The organism is Thalassospira sp. A3_1 (genome assembly GCF_017744215.1).
Classification (GTDB): domain Bacteria; phylum Pseudomonadota; class Alphaproteobacteria; order Rhodospirillales; family Thalassospiraceae; genus Thalassospira; species Thalassospira lucentensis_A.
Genome location: NZ_JAGHQQ010000006.1, coordinates 170,809 through 186,812 on the forward strand (window position 1 = coordinate 170,809; position 16,004 = coordinate 186,812).

Annotated in this window: 14 protein-coding genes, 2 tRNA genes and 1 riboswitch; of the genes, 8 read left to right on the plus strand and 8 right to left on the minus strand. The window is 55.7% G+C overall.

Annotated features, from left to right (window positions below):
* Positions 1–11: 11 nt before the first annotated feature.
* Both J7395_RS20205 and J7395_RS20210 read left to right on the plus strand, forming a co-directional pair.
* On the plus strand, positions 12–1,334 hold the full coding sequence (locus tag J7395_RS20205; protein WP_209223447.1) for an FAD-binding oxidoreductase: 1,323 nt from the start codon (positions 12–14) through the stop codon (positions 1,332–1,334).
* Positions 1,335–1,447: 113 nt separating this feature from the next.
* Positions 1,448–2,179, plus strand: coding sequence for a DUF4198 domain-containing protein (locus J7395_RS20210; protein ID WP_209223449.1), 732 nt, complete (start codon positions 1,448–1,450; stop codon positions 2,177–2,179).
* A gap of 108 nt (positions 2,180–2,287) precedes the next feature.
* Here J7395_RS20210 and J7395_RS20215 read toward each other — a convergent pair whose 3' ends face one another.
* From J7395_RS20215 to J7395_RS20235, 5 genes are all read right to left on the minus strand, one after another.
* Positions 2,288–3,331, minus strand: a complete 1,044-nt coding sequence (locus J7395_RS20215) for an MBL fold metallo-hydrolase (protein WP_209223451.1) — start codon at positions 3,329–3,331, stop codon at positions 2,288–2,290.
* A 208-nt stretch (positions 3,332–3,539) separates the two neighbouring features.
* Positions 3,540–4,493 carry an ABC transporter substrate-binding protein gene (locus J7395_RS20220; RefSeq protein ID WP_209223453.1) on the minus strand — a complete coding sequence of 318 codons (954 nt, stop codon included), beginning with the start codon at positions 4,491–4,493 and terminating at the stop codon, positions 3,540–3,542.
* 71 nt (positions 4,494–4,564) lie between these two features.
* Entirely contained in the window at positions 4,565–5,362 is a 798-nt protein-coding gene (locus tag J7395_RS20225; RefSeq protein WP_209223455.1) for an ABC transporter permease, read from the minus strand.
* Positions 5,359–6,183 carry an ABC transporter ATP-binding protein gene (locus J7395_RS20230; RefSeq protein ID WP_209223457.1) on the minus strand — a complete coding sequence of 275 codons (825 nt, stop codon included), beginning with the start codon at positions 6,181–6,183 and terminating at the stop codon, positions 5,359–5,361. The genes J7395_RS20225 and J7395_RS20230 overlap by 4 nt, the downstream gene beginning before the upstream one ends.
* Positions 6,174–6,285: riboswitch (TPP riboswitch) on the minus strand. (Overlaps the previous gene by 10 nt.)
* A 1,276-nt stretch (positions 6,286–7,561) precedes the next feature.
* Positions 7,562–8,959, minus strand: a complete 1,398-nt coding sequence (locus J7395_RS20235) for a CoA transferase (RefSeq protein ID WP_209223459.1) — start codon at positions 8,957–8,959, stop codon at positions 7,562–7,564.
* Positions 8,960–9,063: 104 nt separating this feature from the next.
* On the opposite strand from J7395_RS20235, the gene J7395_RS20240 reads away from it, so the two are divergent.
* Positions 9,064–10,206 (plus strand): citrate/2-methylcitrate synthase, encoded by a 1,143-nt coding sequence (locus J7395_RS20240; protein ID WP_209223461.1) that lies wholly within the window; start codon positions 9,064–9,066, stop codon positions 10,204–10,206.
* 9 nt (positions 10,207–10,215) lie between these two features.
* Here J7395_RS20240 and J7395_RS20245 read toward each other — a convergent pair whose 3' ends face one another.
* From J7395_RS20245 to J7395_RS20255, 3 genes are all read right to left on the minus strand, one after another.
* Positions 10,216–11,610, minus strand: a complete 1,395-nt coding sequence (locus J7395_RS20245) for a caspase family protein (protein ID WP_114123859.1) — start codon at positions 11,608–11,610, stop codon at positions 10,216–10,218.
* Positions 11,611–11,781: 171 nt separating this feature from the next.
* Positions 11,782–12,858 (minus strand): alpha/beta hydrolase, encoded by a 1,077-nt coding sequence (locus tag J7395_RS20250; protein ID WP_209223463.1) that lies wholly within the window; start codon positions 12,856–12,858, stop codon positions 11,782–11,784.
* A gap of 46 nt (positions 12,859–12,904) precedes the next feature.
* A complete protein-coding gene (locus J7395_RS20255) occupies positions 12,905–13,210 on the minus strand; it encodes a DUF6506 family protein (protein ID WP_209223465.1) in 306 nt (101 codons plus the stop codon).
* A 117-nt stretch (positions 13,211–13,327) separates the two neighbouring features.
* On the opposite strand from J7395_RS20255, the gene J7395_RS20260 reads away from it, so the two are divergent.
* The 5 genes from J7395_RS20260 (at position 13,328) to J7395_RS20280 (ending at position 15,835) form a co-directional block, all read left to right on the plus strand.
* On the plus strand, positions 13,328–14,488 hold the full coding sequence (locus tag J7395_RS20260; RefSeq protein WP_209223467.1) for an acetoin utilization protein AcuC: 1,161 nt from the start codon (positions 13,328–13,330) through the stop codon (positions 14,486–14,488).
* Positions 14,485–14,931, plus strand: a complete 447-nt coding sequence (locus J7395_RS20265) for a DUF192 domain-containing protein (protein ID WP_209223469.1) — start codon at positions 14,485–14,487, stop codon at positions 14,929–14,931. The genes J7395_RS20260 and J7395_RS20265 overlap by 4 nt, the downstream gene beginning before the upstream one ends.
* A gap of 184 nt (positions 14,932–15,115) precedes the next feature.
* Positions 15,116–15,192 (plus strand) — tRNA-Pro (locus tag J7395_RS20270).
* A 127-nt stretch (positions 15,193–15,319) separates the two neighbouring features.
* Positions 15,320–15,613 (plus strand): ETC complex I subunit, encoded by a 294-nt coding sequence (locus J7395_RS20275; protein ID WP_062951849.1) that lies wholly within the window; start codon positions 15,320–15,322, stop codon positions 15,611–15,613.
* Between the two features lie 145 nt (positions 15,614–15,758).
* Positions 15,759–15,835: transfer RNA gene (locus J7395_RS20280), tRNA-Arg, on the plus strand.
* The last annotated feature ends 169 nt before the right edge of the window (positions 15,836–16,004 follow it).

The window sequence follows — 16,004 nt, forward strand, 5'->3', positions numbered from 1 at the left end:
GACCCATTCAAATGCCCCACACACCGAACGCCCCCCAAATTGACCTTCCCGAACAATGCGATGTCGTCGTCATCGGCGGCGGGATTCACGGTTCTTCCAGCGCCTATTACCTTGCCAAGGCAGGCATGAAGGTGGTCCTTCTGGAAAAGGATACCATCGCCTCGCATCAGTCCGGGCGGGCATGGGGTTTTGTTCGCCAGCAGGGCCGCGATCCGGTTGAATTGCCCCTGATGATCGAATGCAATCGTATCTGGCAGGGGCTTGAAAAGGAACTGGACGCTGATCTGGAGTGGCGGCAGGGCGGGGTCATGTTTGTTGCCCGCGATGATGCGGAAATGGGCGAATTCGAACAATGGATCGAAGACGCCAAAGGATTTGATATCGAAACGCAGGTGCTTGATCCCAAGGGTGTCGCCCGGATCGCACCGGGCATCACGCGCCCCGGTGTCGGCGGGATTTATACGCCCTCTGACGGGCAGGCGGAGCCCAAAAAGGCCGCCCCTGCCCTCGCAAAACGTGCTGGTGAACTTGGTGCGGTCATCGCGGAGGGCTGCGGTGCCATTGGCATTGAAACGAGTGGCGGTGCAATCAGTTCGGTGATTTCTGAGCGTGGCGAGATCAAATGCAAATATGTCATCTGTGCTGCTGGTGCCGCGACGCATAAATTCGTCGCCAAATTCGGCCGCCGTCTGCCGCAGCAAACCACGCGCGGTACGGTGATCCGTACAACTCCGGTGCCGGATATTTCGGCCGCCGGAACGCTGGCATCCGGTCTTGCGTTTCGTCAGCGTGCCGATGGTTCGATGAATATCGCCGACGAGTTCATGACCGATCTGGATTTGACATTGGGCCGGTTCAAATATGCCCGCGATTTTGCGCCGGGCCTGTTTGCCAACTGGGCGACCTTCAAATTCCATCTGAACAGGCGGTTCGTTGATGATCTGGTCGATCGCCTGCCGGGTTCTGCGGCATCAAAGCAGCCATTGATCGGTCGCCGCGAAAATCAGGCACAGCCATACGAAGTGCGGGTGAAGAACGCGATGGCCAATTTGCAAAAGGTCTTCCCACAAATCAAACAGGTGGGCGTTGTCGACAAGTGGGCTGGCGATATCGACGTCACCCCAGATGCGGTGCCGGTGATCGATCAGTTCGACAATCCCAAACATTTCTTTGTCGCCACCGGTTTTTCCGGCCACGGATTTGCCATGGGGCCGGTGGTCGGCAAGGTGCTGGCGGACTGGATCACAACCGGGAAGCCCTCCATTACCCTTGCCGGGATGGAGCTTTCACGGTTTGAGGATGGCACCATTCGCAAGCCGCGTACGCGGGTCTGATTTTATCTGGACGAGGAATGACCTAATGTCGGGGCCGTTTAAACGGTCTTGACGCAGGGTATCTCTCATGCAATTAAATGTTATGTTATAACGTAACATTTAATTTGAGGTTCATGATGAAATTTGCATCGGTCGTCGGTGTTGGTCTGGCTCTTTTCGGGGCGGCACAAATCGCCAATGCGCACGGCGTCTGGGTTGCGCAGCGCTGGGATGAATATGGAATTATCTATGGTCACGGGGCCGAGGATAATGACTATGATCCGGCCAAAATCAAATCGGTTACGGTTCTGACCGAAGACGGCAAAGCCAGCGAAGGCAAGGTCGAGGCCCGCGATACCCATGCCATGGTCGTACCGGGTGAGGATGCGGCCATTGTCCTGATCGATTTTGATAACGGCTTTTATACCGAGGGACCGGACGGCAAATGGGTCAATCAGCCCAAATCAGCCGTCGAGGGGGCAAAACAGGCGGGCCATTATCTGAAGCATTCGGTTTCACTGCTGCATATTCACGGCGATATCCCTGCCTTGCCAGCACAGCCGCTGCAGATCGTGCCACTTTCCAACCCGACCGAACTTGAAGCGGGTGACGATTTCAAGGTCCGGGTCCTTTATGATGGCAAGCCCCTGCCGGGTGTTGCGATCATTCCCGACTATGTCAATCTGGCCGAAACCCTGATTGGTGAAACCGATCAGGATGGCATTGCCGATATCACCGTGCGCAATGACGGGCTTAATGTGATTGCGGTCAAACATTCTGTGTCGCTTGAAAACAATGCGGATGCGGACCTGATCCAGCATTTCGCAACCCTGTCATTCACCGCAGGGGGCGAGCACAACCACTAATCAATTCGCATAGCCGAAAACGCGTTTGCAGTTCTCCCAAACATTGTGACCGCGCTTTGCGGCTAACAAAGACCGGCAACGATCTGCACGTTGCCGGTCTTCATCTTTTTACTGGGCTGCTTCCGTTTCGTTATCCGCGTTTATCGGATGGCTGATTTTGCCGGGAAAGAAGCGTGTTGCCCCAACGGGGGCTGCAATGAAATCATTGTCGGCAATGCCAGCGTCCCTGCGCGCCGATGCCAGCCGCAATGGCGGTTCGTCAACCGGCTCGGCGGTCAGGACGAACGTGCCCCAATGAATGGCAAGCGCCTGTTTGACACCCATCACCTGCATGATTTGAACGGCTTCTTCGGGGTTGGTGTGGGCATGACGCATGAAATCGCTGGGTTCATAGGCCCCGATCGGGATCAGGCCAAAATCGATCCCGCCATATTGTTCGCCCATTTCGGCAAAAAGCCGTTCGTTCCAGCCGGTATCACCGACGAAATAGAAACGATAGCCGTCGGCGAATTCAAGGATGTACCCGCCCCAAAGCATTTCCTTGCGGTCCTTGGTGGTGCGTGCTGACCAGTGATTGCTTGGCACATGGGTGATTTTCAAATCCCCGTGCGAAAGGCTTTGATCCCAGTCGAGTTCGTCATAGCGATCCGGGCGGATCCCGGCGGTTTCAAGCAGCGCACCGTTTTTCAGCGGCAGGATATAGCGCGGCGCATTGCCAATTTTTCGCAGGCTGGCAACGTCGAAATGGTCGTAATGATTATGCGACAGCAACACCAGATCAAGCTTGGGCAGTTCATCAATCTGCAATCCCGGCTGGCTGTAGCGTGCGGGGCCAAGATGGCGGAACGGCGATGCCCGTTTGGCAAAGACCGGATCGGTCAGGATATTAAGCCCGCCATATTGCACCAGAACTGTTGCATGGCCGATCCAGGTAACTTGCAGGCGTGCCGGGTCCGGATTGTGGATGGCATCCAGATTTGGCGCCTCGGTCGGGATTTTGCCGCGCTGATGTTTGGCTTTCGGCCAGTTTTCAGCACCGAAATAACGCCGTTTCATAAAACGCCAGAATGACCGTTTGACCAGATCGGGCAGGGGATAGCGGTTTTCAAATCCGGAATCTGTGTGATGTGGCGGTCGGTTATCATTCGTCACGTGGTCAAATCCCCTGATCGGCTGATTATTGTTTTGATCCTATCAATGTGTCGCGGATCGGGAATTGTGCAAGTGGGACCGCTGTCAGGATTGGGACAAAGAAAAGGCCGGAACCGGGGCGGGTTCCGGCCTTCATGACGACACCTGCTTCTGACCGGCAAAACATCACCGGAGAAATCAGGTGCCGCGGGGGGAAGGTTCGGGCAGATTATTCGATCACGGTCACGTAGCTATCAAGTGCCGGAATGGTTTCGATAATACCCTGATCCTTGAGATAGGTGGCAAAGCGGGCATAGCGGGTCCGGTCAATCGCGGCCGGACGCAGGGCAAAGCGCGGCAGCGTATCGGCCCACGCCTTGATGTTGAGTTCGTCATCGAGGTTTGGATAGGCGGCGATAAAGGCCTGCCAGCTGTCATCGGGATGGTTCACCAGATACTGCACGCCTTCTTCAAGGGCGGCCAGCATGCGCGCAAAGCGCGGATCATCGGTTTTGTCGTTGCGCACCGTCAGGATCAGCTCGTCATAGGGCGGAACGCCTTCTTCCTCGACATAGAAAGCCTTGCCCGGCTTGCCTTCGATTTCCATCTGGTTAAGTTCGAAATTGCGATAGCCGCCAATGATGGCATCGACCTGCCCGGAATACAGCGATGGCGAGAGCGAGAAATTGACATTCACCAGTTCGACATCATCAATCGAAACGCCATATTTTCCCAGCATCGTGCCAAGCAGCGCATCTTCAAACCCGGCCAGCGAATAGCCGATTTTCTTGCCTTTAAGATCGGCGATTTCCTTGATCGGGCCGTCTTTGAGCACAATCAGGCTATTGAGCGGGGTTGCGACCAGCGTGCCGATCCGGGTCAGTGGTAGGCCCTCGGCAGCCTGCACGTGAAGCTGTGGCTGATAATTGACGGCAACGTCACCCTGACCGGCGGCAACAAGACGTGGCGGGGCGGATGGATCGGCCGGTTCGATCAGCTCGACATCCAGATCATGTTTGGCAAAAAAGCCCTTTTCCTTGGCGACGATCAGCGGTGCGTGATCGGGATTAACAAACCAGTCGAGAAGAATGGTGAGCTTGTCGGTGGCAAAGGCCGGGCTGGTCATTCCCATCGCAACCGCGCCAATCGTGGCCGCGGTGATCATGGATTTCAGGCGTGACATGGATGAACCTCCTATCGGATATCGGATATATTTGTGATGTTCTGCCCCGCGGTTTTCGCGGGGAATTCGGTTTATTTTGCCGGTTTCAGGCTGTCGGGTTGCCAGGGCAAGGCCGCACGTAACGCCCGGTCGACAAGGAAATATTGCGTGATTGAAAAGGCACACAGGATCAGAAGGCAGGCAAAGACCATATCGATCTGAACCCGTGCATTGGCATGCAGCATCAGATAGCCAAGGCCATGACTTGATCCGACCCACTCGCCGATCACGGCCCCGATGGGGGCAACCGCGGTTGCGACCCGAAAGCCCGAGGCAAATGAAGGCAATGCGGCGGGCAGGCGCACATGGGTCAGCAATCGCCAGCGGCTGGCACCCATGGTGCGGGCAAGGTCAAGGAAGCCCGGTTCGGTGCGTGATAACCCGTCAAAAAACGCGACCGTGACGGGGAAGAAAATGATCAGGGCCGCCATGGCGATTTTTGAGCCCAGACCAAAGCCAAGCCATAATACCAGAAGAGGCGCCAGCGCAAAAAACGGGATCGCCTGCGACACCAGCAGGATCGGCATCAGCCAGAACCGCACGGGTGCAAAAAGCGCCATCGGAAGGGCCGCCAAGGCGCCCAGTGCCGCCCCGGCAAAAAGCCCGATCACGGTTTCGGCAATCGTGTATCTGGCATGGTCAAGCAACACGTCATGACGCTTGATCAGGGTTAGCCAGACTTCATAGGGCGCGGGTAGCATATATTTCGGCGCGCCGGTCACGGTCACAACAATCTGCCATGTCGCGATCAGGGCGGCGATGATGATGAAAGGCCGGGCAAGTTTCAGCAGACGCCGTTCGGTAAACGGGGTGCGGGATGTCTTCGTCATGCCGTTCCCTCCGCCCGGTTGAGTTCCTCGGCGGTGGCGCCAAGCTGACGGAGGAGTTCGGCCTGATGGCGGAGTATTTCCGGATCGGTGATATCACGCGGGATGCTACCCGCCGGAAGCATGGCGTCGCTCAGGACCGCCGGGGTGCCGCGCAGGACATGAACGCGATCCCCAATCCGAAGCGCTTCGAGCGGATCATGGGTGACCAGCAAAACCGTTTTGCCGCGCAATACCCGTGCGGCGAGGTCCTGAAGGCGCATGCGGTTAAGCGAATCAAGGGCGGAAAACGGTTCGTCCATCAGGACAACCGGGCGATCTTCCATCAGGGTGCGGGCAAGGGCGGCACGCTGCTTCATGCCGCCGGAAAGTTCGGCCGGGCGCAGGTGGGCGGCATCCGATAGCCCGACCTTGGCAATCAGCGCATCGGCGCGTGCAAGATCGGGGCGCTCATTGCGAAGCACCGCGCCCAGAACGACATTTTCCCGCACACTGCGCCACGGTAGAAGCAAATCCTGCTGCGCCATATAGGCAACCCGGCCCAAAAGTGGCCTGCCATCCGAGCAGGCGATATCTCCACCCGCCTCGCCATCGACCAGCCCGGCGAGATAGCGCAACAATGTGCTTTTGCCGACACCCGATGGGCCCAGCAGACAGGTGATGCTGCTGGCGGGCAGGGTCAGATCAAGATCATGGAAAATATCGTCGCCGTTAAAGGCCACGCGACCACCGCGCAGATGAATATCAAACGGCGTCGTATTGCCCGGCATGACGGGGGGATTTGGGGATGTTGCCGGTTTCGGCACTGGTTCTGTCTTGCGCATGCGATCCTTCCTACGCCGGTCTTAACCGGTTCAGGTTCAAAGGGTCGTCCGGCAACACCGAACCTCTCAGCCGATTCACGATCGGCCCCCCTGGAGATGACGGGACTATGCGCAGATCATGGCGGGACGTCAAGCATTGGAAAAAGTTCTTGATTTGTTCTTTTGTTTGTGGCATAAAGACAAAGTCAACGGGAGAAATGCACCCGGACCGAAACCCGCAAAGCCTTACAGGCTCTGCGGGTTTTTGCGTTTGGGGCCGGATCAAAAAGGGGATCAGGATGCAGCGGCAAGGATTGAGGCAGGGCGGCGGAGTAGTCCGCAGGATATGGGGCGGCGGATGGCGGAGCCATTACGGCGGCGTTCCGCGCCGGTTCTAATACGCTTTTGATACGCTTGTTTGTCATGACGGGAGAGGTGCGTCTTGTCGGGGAACGGACCCCGGATTTGCCGAAAGAGGCAGCAATGGCAGTCGTGGCGGCATCGGATTGCGGCCCGTCGGTGGTGGACAGGCTGGGGGCAGTGCGCCCGAAAACCGTCTGCTGGTGAAAATGGCAGCAGCCCGAGGTGTGTCTGGACGCCGTGGTGGCAGGTTGCCGCCGTGGCCGGAGGTGCGTCGAGGCGGCAGAGAGCCCGATGAGAGGCCGTTGGCGAGGGTTGCTGGAGGCCCGAGTTTTGTTCCGGCATCGGTGGTCGGTGGTCGGTGGTCGGTGGTCATGGCATCGTCGAAAGAGCCCGAAATGGGCAGTGAGCCTTTGGGCCGTCTGTGGACCATCGGTTGGCGGGGCTGGCGGCGGCCCGAGGTGTGTCTGAACGTCGGGGGAGCAGGTTGTCGCCGCAGCCGGAGCGGGTGACGAGCCGGTGGGTGTTCCGTGGGGTGTGAGTTGGCGAGGTTGCTGGAGGCCCGAGATTTGTCCGGGCTTCGGTGGTCATGCCATTGGCGGAGGTAGTCGGAGCGGGCAGCGAGGCTGAAGGCGTTTGCGGATCGTCTGTTGGGGAGGATGGCGAGGGCTTCAGGTTCGTCCGGGCTTCGTGATCGTGGGGTTGCTGAAAGGGGCCGGAGTGGGTGGCGAGGCTTTGGGACGTCTGTTGGCTGGTGGAAGCGCGAGGTTTGTCCAGCGTTGCCAGAAGTCCCGCATCACCGGAAGTTGCCGTGGAGGATTTGCCGGAAGAGGCACCGGAAGAGGCAACAGTGCCAGCATCGAGCAGCATCGGGCCATGCCCCGTCGATGGTGGACAGGTGAGGGCAGCCACCCGAAGGCTGTCTGCTGGAGGGGCTTGCGAAAGCCCGGGATTTATTCGGGCTTTCTGGCTGCGGGTCGTCCGGTTTGTGGCTGTGTGTTTTGCCGCTGCGTCCGTCCGGATTTCGTTTGGAGCGGCATCACCACACCGGATCGGCCGTTCGAAGTTTGCCTGCCGGGTGATCCCAAGCGTGTGCGACGCCGTCAATCGTGGCCGGGAACCGAATGCGCCTGGCCTTGCCCCAGCTTGTGGTTTCGAGATGCGGGTCGATGTCGTTTTCGGTTTCGGGGGCGATGGTTTGGGTTCGGGTCGGTTGTGCGGTCTGGCAGAGCAGATGGGCGGTGCGGGCGAGCGAATGGCGGGCGGTGGTGATCTGGCCGGTCTGGCTGCGCAGGTGCAGGGCGTGGATGGTGCTTGCCGCCATCAGGTAGCCGGTGGCGTGGTCAAGGGCCTGAACCGGAAGAGGCGTTGGTTTTGGCGCATCGGCCTGTTTCATGCCGAAATCGGCGATGCCGCAGCTCATTTGCACCAAACTATCAAAACCACGCCGCTTGGCCCACGGGCCGGTCCAGCCATAGGCGCAGAGTGTGACATCGATCAGGCCGGGATTGATGCGGCGAAGTTCGTCCGCGTCATAACCAAGGCCGGGCAGGGCATCGGGGCGATAGCCGTGCAGCAGGATATCGGCACCCGCCAGAAGGCTTTCGAATGTTTGGCGATCCTCGGCACGTTTGAGGTCAAGCCCGACACAGCGTTTGCCAAGGGTGATTTCGGGGATCACCGCCCCCTCGTCCCAGTGGGGCGGGTCGATGCGCAGGACATCCGCGCCATAGGCCGCGAGAAACCGCCCGGCGACCGGACCGGCCAGAACGCGGGTCAGGTCAAGCACGCGGATCCCGGCCAAAGGCCGGTCCGGCCGGATAACGTGGCGGGATTTTGCGATGATGCCGTGATGCTGCCAGCCGATCAGCGGTTCGGCCGCAATCGCCGCCCCCTGCGGATGGGATTGCCAGTCACCCAGGCTTCGCATGGTGGCGGCACAGCCGCCCGCCGCAATGATTGCGGTTTCGAGGTCATCGGATTTCCAGTTTGCGACAATGGGGGCGAGGGCTTCGCGGTCCGGGTAATCACCCAGAACCGACAGGGCGGCCGCACGGTGATGCGGGGCGTTGGTGTGAAGCCGTATCCAGCCATCAGCGGTTTGATAGTCACCGGCAATCGCATCCCAGACCGGCGGCAGTTCCCAGCCCATCGGGCGGATCGTCATATCAAACCATTTCGATGCCAGCCGTTGATCAATGGTGACACCCGCCAGATCGCCAGTCGCCAAACCGCGATAGCGGGAAATCATGGCGGATGCGATGCCGATGGACGCGGTCGCAAGGTCAGTGACGGCAAAGAAGGATGGCAGGGCGTCCGTGCCGGTAATCTTGATATCGGGCAGGGCGTTTGTGCCGCCCGGAAGATCAAGGGCGGCGTTAAGGGCATCGGTAATCGGGGCGATGAACGGATTGGTCTTGTCGGTCATGGCGGTCATGTTGGTGGCTCCTTTTTCCGCATTGGTGGCGCGGGGCCGGGGATTGATCGGTCAAGGATCACGCGGGGCTGGACAAATCGTCAATCTTGATCAAGATAATCAATATGAAAAATCTTGATGACCCGATCAACGAAACGGCATTTTTCACGCTGTCGGCACAGGAAGTCTGTGCGGCGACCGGCATATCGCGCGATACGCTTTATGCTTATGTCAGTCGCGGGATCGTGCGCGCCATTGCCCATCCGGGGGACGCACGCAAAAGCCTTTATGACCATCGCGATGTGCGCAAAATCATCGCGGGCAAAAAACGCGGCCGGTCGCGGCAATCGGTGGCGGCATCGACGATTGACTGGGGCGAACCGATACTGGTGTCGAAAATCACCCGCATTGCCGATGGCCGGTTTTTCTATCGCGGCAGGGATGCGGTGGGGCTGTCTGATACCATGACGCTTGAAGATGCCGCGCTTCTTCTGGCGGGGTTGCGGGTCGATCAGGGTCGGTGTCGCGCCCCGGATTTCATTCCGGCCAATCACGCCACCCCGTTTGATCGGATGATTGCGATGATGGCGGGCGAGGTGACAAACCACCCCGCCGGGGATGGTCGCCCGGTGGCGGCGAAGCTGATGCGGCTTGCGGCCTTGGCGGCGGCAGGTGTGCGTGATGACGGTGAAAGTCCGATCCATGTGATGCTGGCGCGCGCGTGGTCAAAACGACCGGAGGCCATGGATTTGCTGCGCCGTGCGCTTGTGCTGTGTGCTGATCATGAATTGAATGCGTCGGCCTATGCGGTGCGGGTGGCGGCATCGGCAGGCGCGAGTATCCCGGCGTCGTTGCTGGCGGGGTTGGCGACATTATCGGGCAGTCGGCATGGCGGGTTAACGCCGCGCTGCCGGGCATGGATGGACCGGGTGGAAAAGCGCAAGATTGATCCGGTGCAGGATGGCGTGCCGCCCGGTTTCGGCCATCCGCTTTACCCCGATGGTGATCCGCGTACGCGTGCGATCATGCAATGCTGCGGGCAGGTGGGGGATGCGTTCTGGGCACGGATTGCGGACCGGGTGACGGATGAAACCGGGCAATATCCTAGCCTTGATTTCGGGCTGGCGTTGCTGGAACGTGAACTTGATCTTCCGAAAGGTGCCGGGCTTGGCATTTTTGCCGTCGGGCGGATGGCAGGCTGGATCGCGCACCTGTTCGAGCAGCGCCAAAGCGGCAAGATCATTCGGCCCCGGGCGGCTGTGGGGTGAGGGAGTAAATTAATTCTCGATCATTTTGTTTGTAATTTTCTCAATATAATCAAGAATTTCTTGGTTTAAATTATTGCAAATCTCGGCGGTGGTAAGTGATGTATCCTCGTTCCATCCCAACCGGAACCAGCGTTGGCTTACTACATTTCCATGTTCGCTGTATCGATCCCAGTCTGTTAAGGAATGGAACGTAATGTTTTCAAAAACATAGCAATGTTTTATACTGGGAATTGTGGAGATTACTAATCTAATTTCTTTTAATGTTCGGAATTTCGGTGTCAAAGTAATGACCGTTTGAACAGTCCCTAAAGAGCAATTGATGCTCAATTGAAATTTCTCTCTCGCATCAGGGTCCCCGAAAAAAGCCCCTATTGTTGTTTCCCAAGGTCGATTTCCGTCTTTTTCCCAATATCTACGCGCCGTAACTAAATTATCGCTGAGCTTTTCAGAGTTTATTATCTGTATAATGAATTTTTTGCAGTTGTCCATGTAGTAGTCATTGTATTCTTTTTCATTTATTGAGTACAGTTTTGTTATTTTCTCGTTAAATTTTAATTTTTCGTTTGTTTCTGAAAATATTTTTGATATAAATTTGTTTGATTTTTCTTCATTTGCGATAGAGTCTTCTATTTTTGTTAGTTGATCAACTATATCTATTTCTGTGTTTTCTAGAATATTGTCGGTTTCAATCTTTTCGTTAATTAACTCATCTCTGATGGAGGATAGTTTTCTGACATCATCAATAAATTGTTCTCGTCCTGTTCCTTGGGACGTGAAGTGCGGAGTTTGAAATTCATTTTCTAAAAATTTATCTCGCAGGGACGCAATGATGTCGGTGTAGTAAACTGCTCCTTCGCTCTTTGATACTGTTGCTTCAACAAAATGATGAGTGAAAAAGCTGAGAGGTATCCCGGCAAGTGAAGATTGAGACGACAAGCATGAAGCGATTTGAATTATATTTTTAATATCATAGGAGGTGTTTTTAATTGAAAAAGCATCTCCCTTGATGAGTTGATTTCCAGAATTGCATGCATCAATGATTTTAACAATTAGTTCAGGTTTGGCTGGCTTTATAAGTATGTGTAGCTCATCGTTGGATATTCCTGTTTCATTTGGCCTTTTGATTTCGAAATCTGAAGGGCAATAATAAAAGTCGTCTTGGTTGAAATATCCATGACCAGTGAAGTAGAATAATATTTCGTCAATTTTTCCTGATTCTTCTATTATTTCTCTAATTTTATCTTTTGTTTCAGAAGATGTTTTGTTTTTTATTTTATGTATTTTCTGGTATTTTTCAGACAAGTTTAATATTTGATATATCTTCTCGACATCGTTCAAGCAGCAAGCTAATGGGTTTAGGTGTTTGTATTCACTGTTTCCTGCTAAAATAGCTATGTTATTCATGGGGTTACTGTCCCTCTCTAGGATAGAGTTATTGTCTAGGGAAGTTATCTATTTATCGAATAGGAAAAACAAAAACAGTTAATCGTGTACGTTTATTAGCATGTCTCATTAGCTTATCATTATCTACATATGGTTGTAATGAGCAAAGTTTGAAGCCGATTACCGCAACGGTTACGGGATTTGCGTGACCTGTTTGATCCAGGTGGTGATGTGATCCATCGCGCCGGGGGCATAGGCATGGCGACCCATCACGACAAAGGCCAGTTTGACGATGTCGGGCATCTGATCGGCAAGCTGATAATTAAACAGGCCTGCGCGCAGCAGCCCATGTGTCGCATCGGGAAGGGTGACGACCCTGTTTAGCGGATTGTTGGGCAGGGCAAGTTTGCGATAGATCGCCGCGTTATGCGCCGGATCAACATTCAGATCATCCTCGCCCCAGAGGGCAAGCAGGGGGGATTTGAATGTTTCTAGCGAGCCGGTGGCGTCCGATCCGATATTGCGTTTGACGAATTCATAGCGGTCCTGTGCCATGACTTCCTGATCATGGGGGATGGCGAGATAGTCCTGATATGTGCTGTCGGGGCCAAAAATCCGGTTGTCCATATTATGCGCGGTTTCAATGCGCATGGCGATTTCATCGGGCCGGGTGCCAAGGGCCTCAAGCCGCGTGCGCATGTAATAGGTGCCCTGCCGCTGCCAATTGACCGCCGCGCCGATCAGGATGTGAAAGGCGGCATCGGGCAGGCGGTTGGCGATATCAGGGATGACCCAGCCGGCCTGCGAGAAACCGAGAAAACCGATTTTGCGGTTTTCATTGCCATCAAGGTTGCGTAGGGCGGCGAAGGCGGCCATCGCCTCGTTGGCGCGATCATTCATGGATTGATCAAGCCAGTTTCCCGTGCTGTCGCCCACACCTGCCTTGTCCCAGCTATAAACACCGATCCCGCCATCCAGCAGTGTATTGATCATTGGCAGGTAACCGTCATTTGAAAAGCGGTCCTGCGGGCCGTCGCCATGGATCAGAAGGACAATCGGGGCCGTGTCGGCCGCCGCACCATCGGGCAGGATCAGGGTGCCCGAAAGCCGGTTGCCGTGATCGTCAAATTCGACAAGGCGGATATTGCGACCTTCAAGATCAAAATCGGCAAGCCCCGAAAGGGCAAAGCCAGCGCCAATGACAATAACGATGATCAGGATCGCAAGCCCCGCGAAAAGGCGGCGGCGTTTTGAGGTTTTTTGGGGCACGGGGGGCTCCGACTGTTTTGGGGCGGTGATGGCTAATTAAAAGCGGTCAGGGTGATGTCATGAAACGGGTCAGAAGGGCCTGATTGGCGGCGTCAAACGTTACGCGGCCAAGGGCGACGCGGCCATCAAGTGCCGTTTCGACCGCATCAAAATCCGTATCGGAAAAGCCGCCGCAGGTTTCAATGACTTCTATCCCGTCCTCGGCAAAACCCTGTGCGGCGACGATCAGGGCCGCGATATTTGACGCGGCAAAGATATGGGTGGTGAAGCCATCGCCGGGCAGGGTGGTTTGCGTCCCCCGCACCGGATATCCGTCGGCCTTGATCAGAAAGGCATAGTTTTTGATCGGCATGGGGCGGCTCGTCGTTTAATAAAAAAGAGACGTTTAAGAATAACCGTTGGATCGCAAGACTTGCGCGGATGCGATTGCGCGTCAATCCTGCGATGCCCGAATGAACCATGAATGGTCATGATGCCATCTGATGAACCTGTTCTGAATTATCCCGATCAACGACGCCATGATATCCGTCCGCGCATGATCGCGGCCGAGATTTATCGCGGGTCGAGTTACGGGCCGAAACACCCGCTTGCGATCCCGCGGGTGTCGCTGGTGGTCGATATGGTGCATGCGATGGGCTGGGTCGATGGGGATAATTATCTGATCGGGCCGGTGGCGACGCCCGCACAATTGGCACGCTTTCACGATCCCGACTATATCGCCGCCGTCGCACAGGCCGAACGCGACCGGATGCTGCCCGAAGACATGATGGTGAAATACGGATTGGGTAAAAACGGCAATCCGATCTATCCGGAAATTTTCCGGCGTCCGGCGACGGCGGCCGGATCATCGATTATGGCCGCACGTCTGATTTCGGATGGTGGCATCATCCATCACCCGGCAGGGGGTACGCATCATGGTTTGCGCGACCGGGCATCGGGTTTCTGTTACTTCAACGACCCGGTTCTGGGGATACTTGAATTGCTCGATTCGGGGCTGGATCGCGTGCTTTACCTTGATATTGATGCCCATCACGGGGACGGTGTGCAGATTGCATTTGCCGATGATGACCGTGTTCTGACCGTGTCCATGCATGAAGAAGGGCTATGGCCGAAAACCGGGCATATCGATGATATTGCGGGGGGATTTGCGCGTAACCTGCCGATGCCAAGCGGCATGAATGACGATGAAATGCGCTATGTCCTGAACGAGTATTTCCTGCCACTCGCGCAGCAATTTTCACCACAAGCCATTGTTTTACAATGCGGTTGTGATACATTAGCAGAAGATCCATTATCCAGACAGATGCTGGGAAATCAGGCCATTTGGGACGTGGTCGGGGCCATGATCAAAATGGCACCCAGATGTCTTGTACTGGGGGGCGGAGGATATAATCCTTATGGGGTTGCGCGCTGTTGGTCCGGGGTGTGGGCGGTTGTAAACGAAATCGAAATACCCCCTGTGTTATCCGTCACAGCGGAAAATATCCTGCGTGCCATAAAATGGGCACATAGCCGTGGAAAGCAGCCGGACGAAAAAATGCTGACCAGCATTAGAGATCCGTGGCGCGGCGGGGACATACGTGACGAAGTCAGGACACGCGTCCATAGACTGAAGGGGTATGGGTTATGAAATCGTTCATTCAAATGACCTTGGTCGTTTGCTTTATCAGTGCTGCCGTGATGGCGGGGCTGAATGCAAAGGCAACAGGGTTTGAACGATCGCGCCTGCTGGTGGATGGCAAGGTTTTCAATGTTGAAATGGCGGTAACGCCCGATGAACGGTCCCGCGGATTGATGTTCCGCACCGAAATGGCCGAAGATGCCGGGATGCTGTTTGATTTTGGCCGTGCCAGCGACATTTCGATGTGGATGAAGAACACCTTCATTTCGCTTGATATGCTGTTTATCGACAATAATGGCGTGATTGTCGGAATTGAAAAACGCACCGTGCCGAAATCCGAAACCATCATTCCGGGGCCAAAGCCGGTGCGCTTTGTTCTGGAACTCAATGGCGGATCGGCCGACCGGTTGGGGTTTGAAGTTGGCGAAAAGGTCGAGGGGCTGCCGCGCTAAGACATAGTAGCGGCACCCGTGATAGGCCCGTTGCGGCCACGCGATCCTCAATCAGCAATAGCAAGGCCGCAGATGATCTCTGCGGCCTTTGGTTTCTGACCTGCATTTTATTTCCAATCCGGGCAAAAAACGCATAATGCGGTCTTGCCCACCCGGAATTATGGTGCTAAATCCACATCCGCGTCGGGGAGTAGCGCAGTCTGGTAGCGTACCTGCTTTGGGAGCAGGGGGTCGCGAGTTCGAATCTCGCCTTCCCGACCATTTTTCCCTTTTGCCATACGGACACGTTTTCATGTGCCGGCAAAAGGTGTAAAAGATGAAGAGACAGCGGGTGTTAGAGAGCCCCGCATTGTTGTCATCTTATCCGACGGTCAAGACGAGGGTCCCGATGAAGGTCCGTGTTTACAAACCTGCCAAAAACGCCATGCAGTCCGGTCGTGCCGCGACCAAGCACTGGGTGATGGAATTTGAACCGGGTGCAAAGAAGGTTGCCGATCAGCTTATGGGCTGGATCGGATCGACCGATACCCGTGGCCAGGTGCGCATGTATTTCGATACCCTTGAAGAAGCGCAGGCATTTGCCGCCCGTCACAAGCTGATTGCCGATATCGAACAGCCGAAATCGCGCGTCCGCCGGGTGCAGGCCTATGCCGACAACTTCGCGTTCAAACGCGTCGTCTGATCTTTCGGCCACCAAGACGGTCGATCACCATCATCGGGGCGGTTTCCGCCCCGTTCGTCTGACAGAAGACGTTAAAGACTGAAAAGATATCATGCCGGGCAGGCGTCCAATGCTTTGCCCCGGGGCACCAACCGGCCCCCACAGCGGTCCCTTAGCTCAACTGGATAGAGCAACAGACTTCTAATCTGTAGGTTGCAGGTTCGAGTCCTGCAGGGATCGCCATTTTTTTCTTTGTGCTTTTCAGCGTGTTGCGATTGCTCTAGTTGTGAGCTTTCAACAGGTTGTCCATTCGGGCCAGACCGAGGAGACTGGAGTTACCACGCTTCAACCATCCTTGGAGGCAAGCCCGAATGAACATGCACAAGAATGCCCGTTTAACACCGATAGGTCG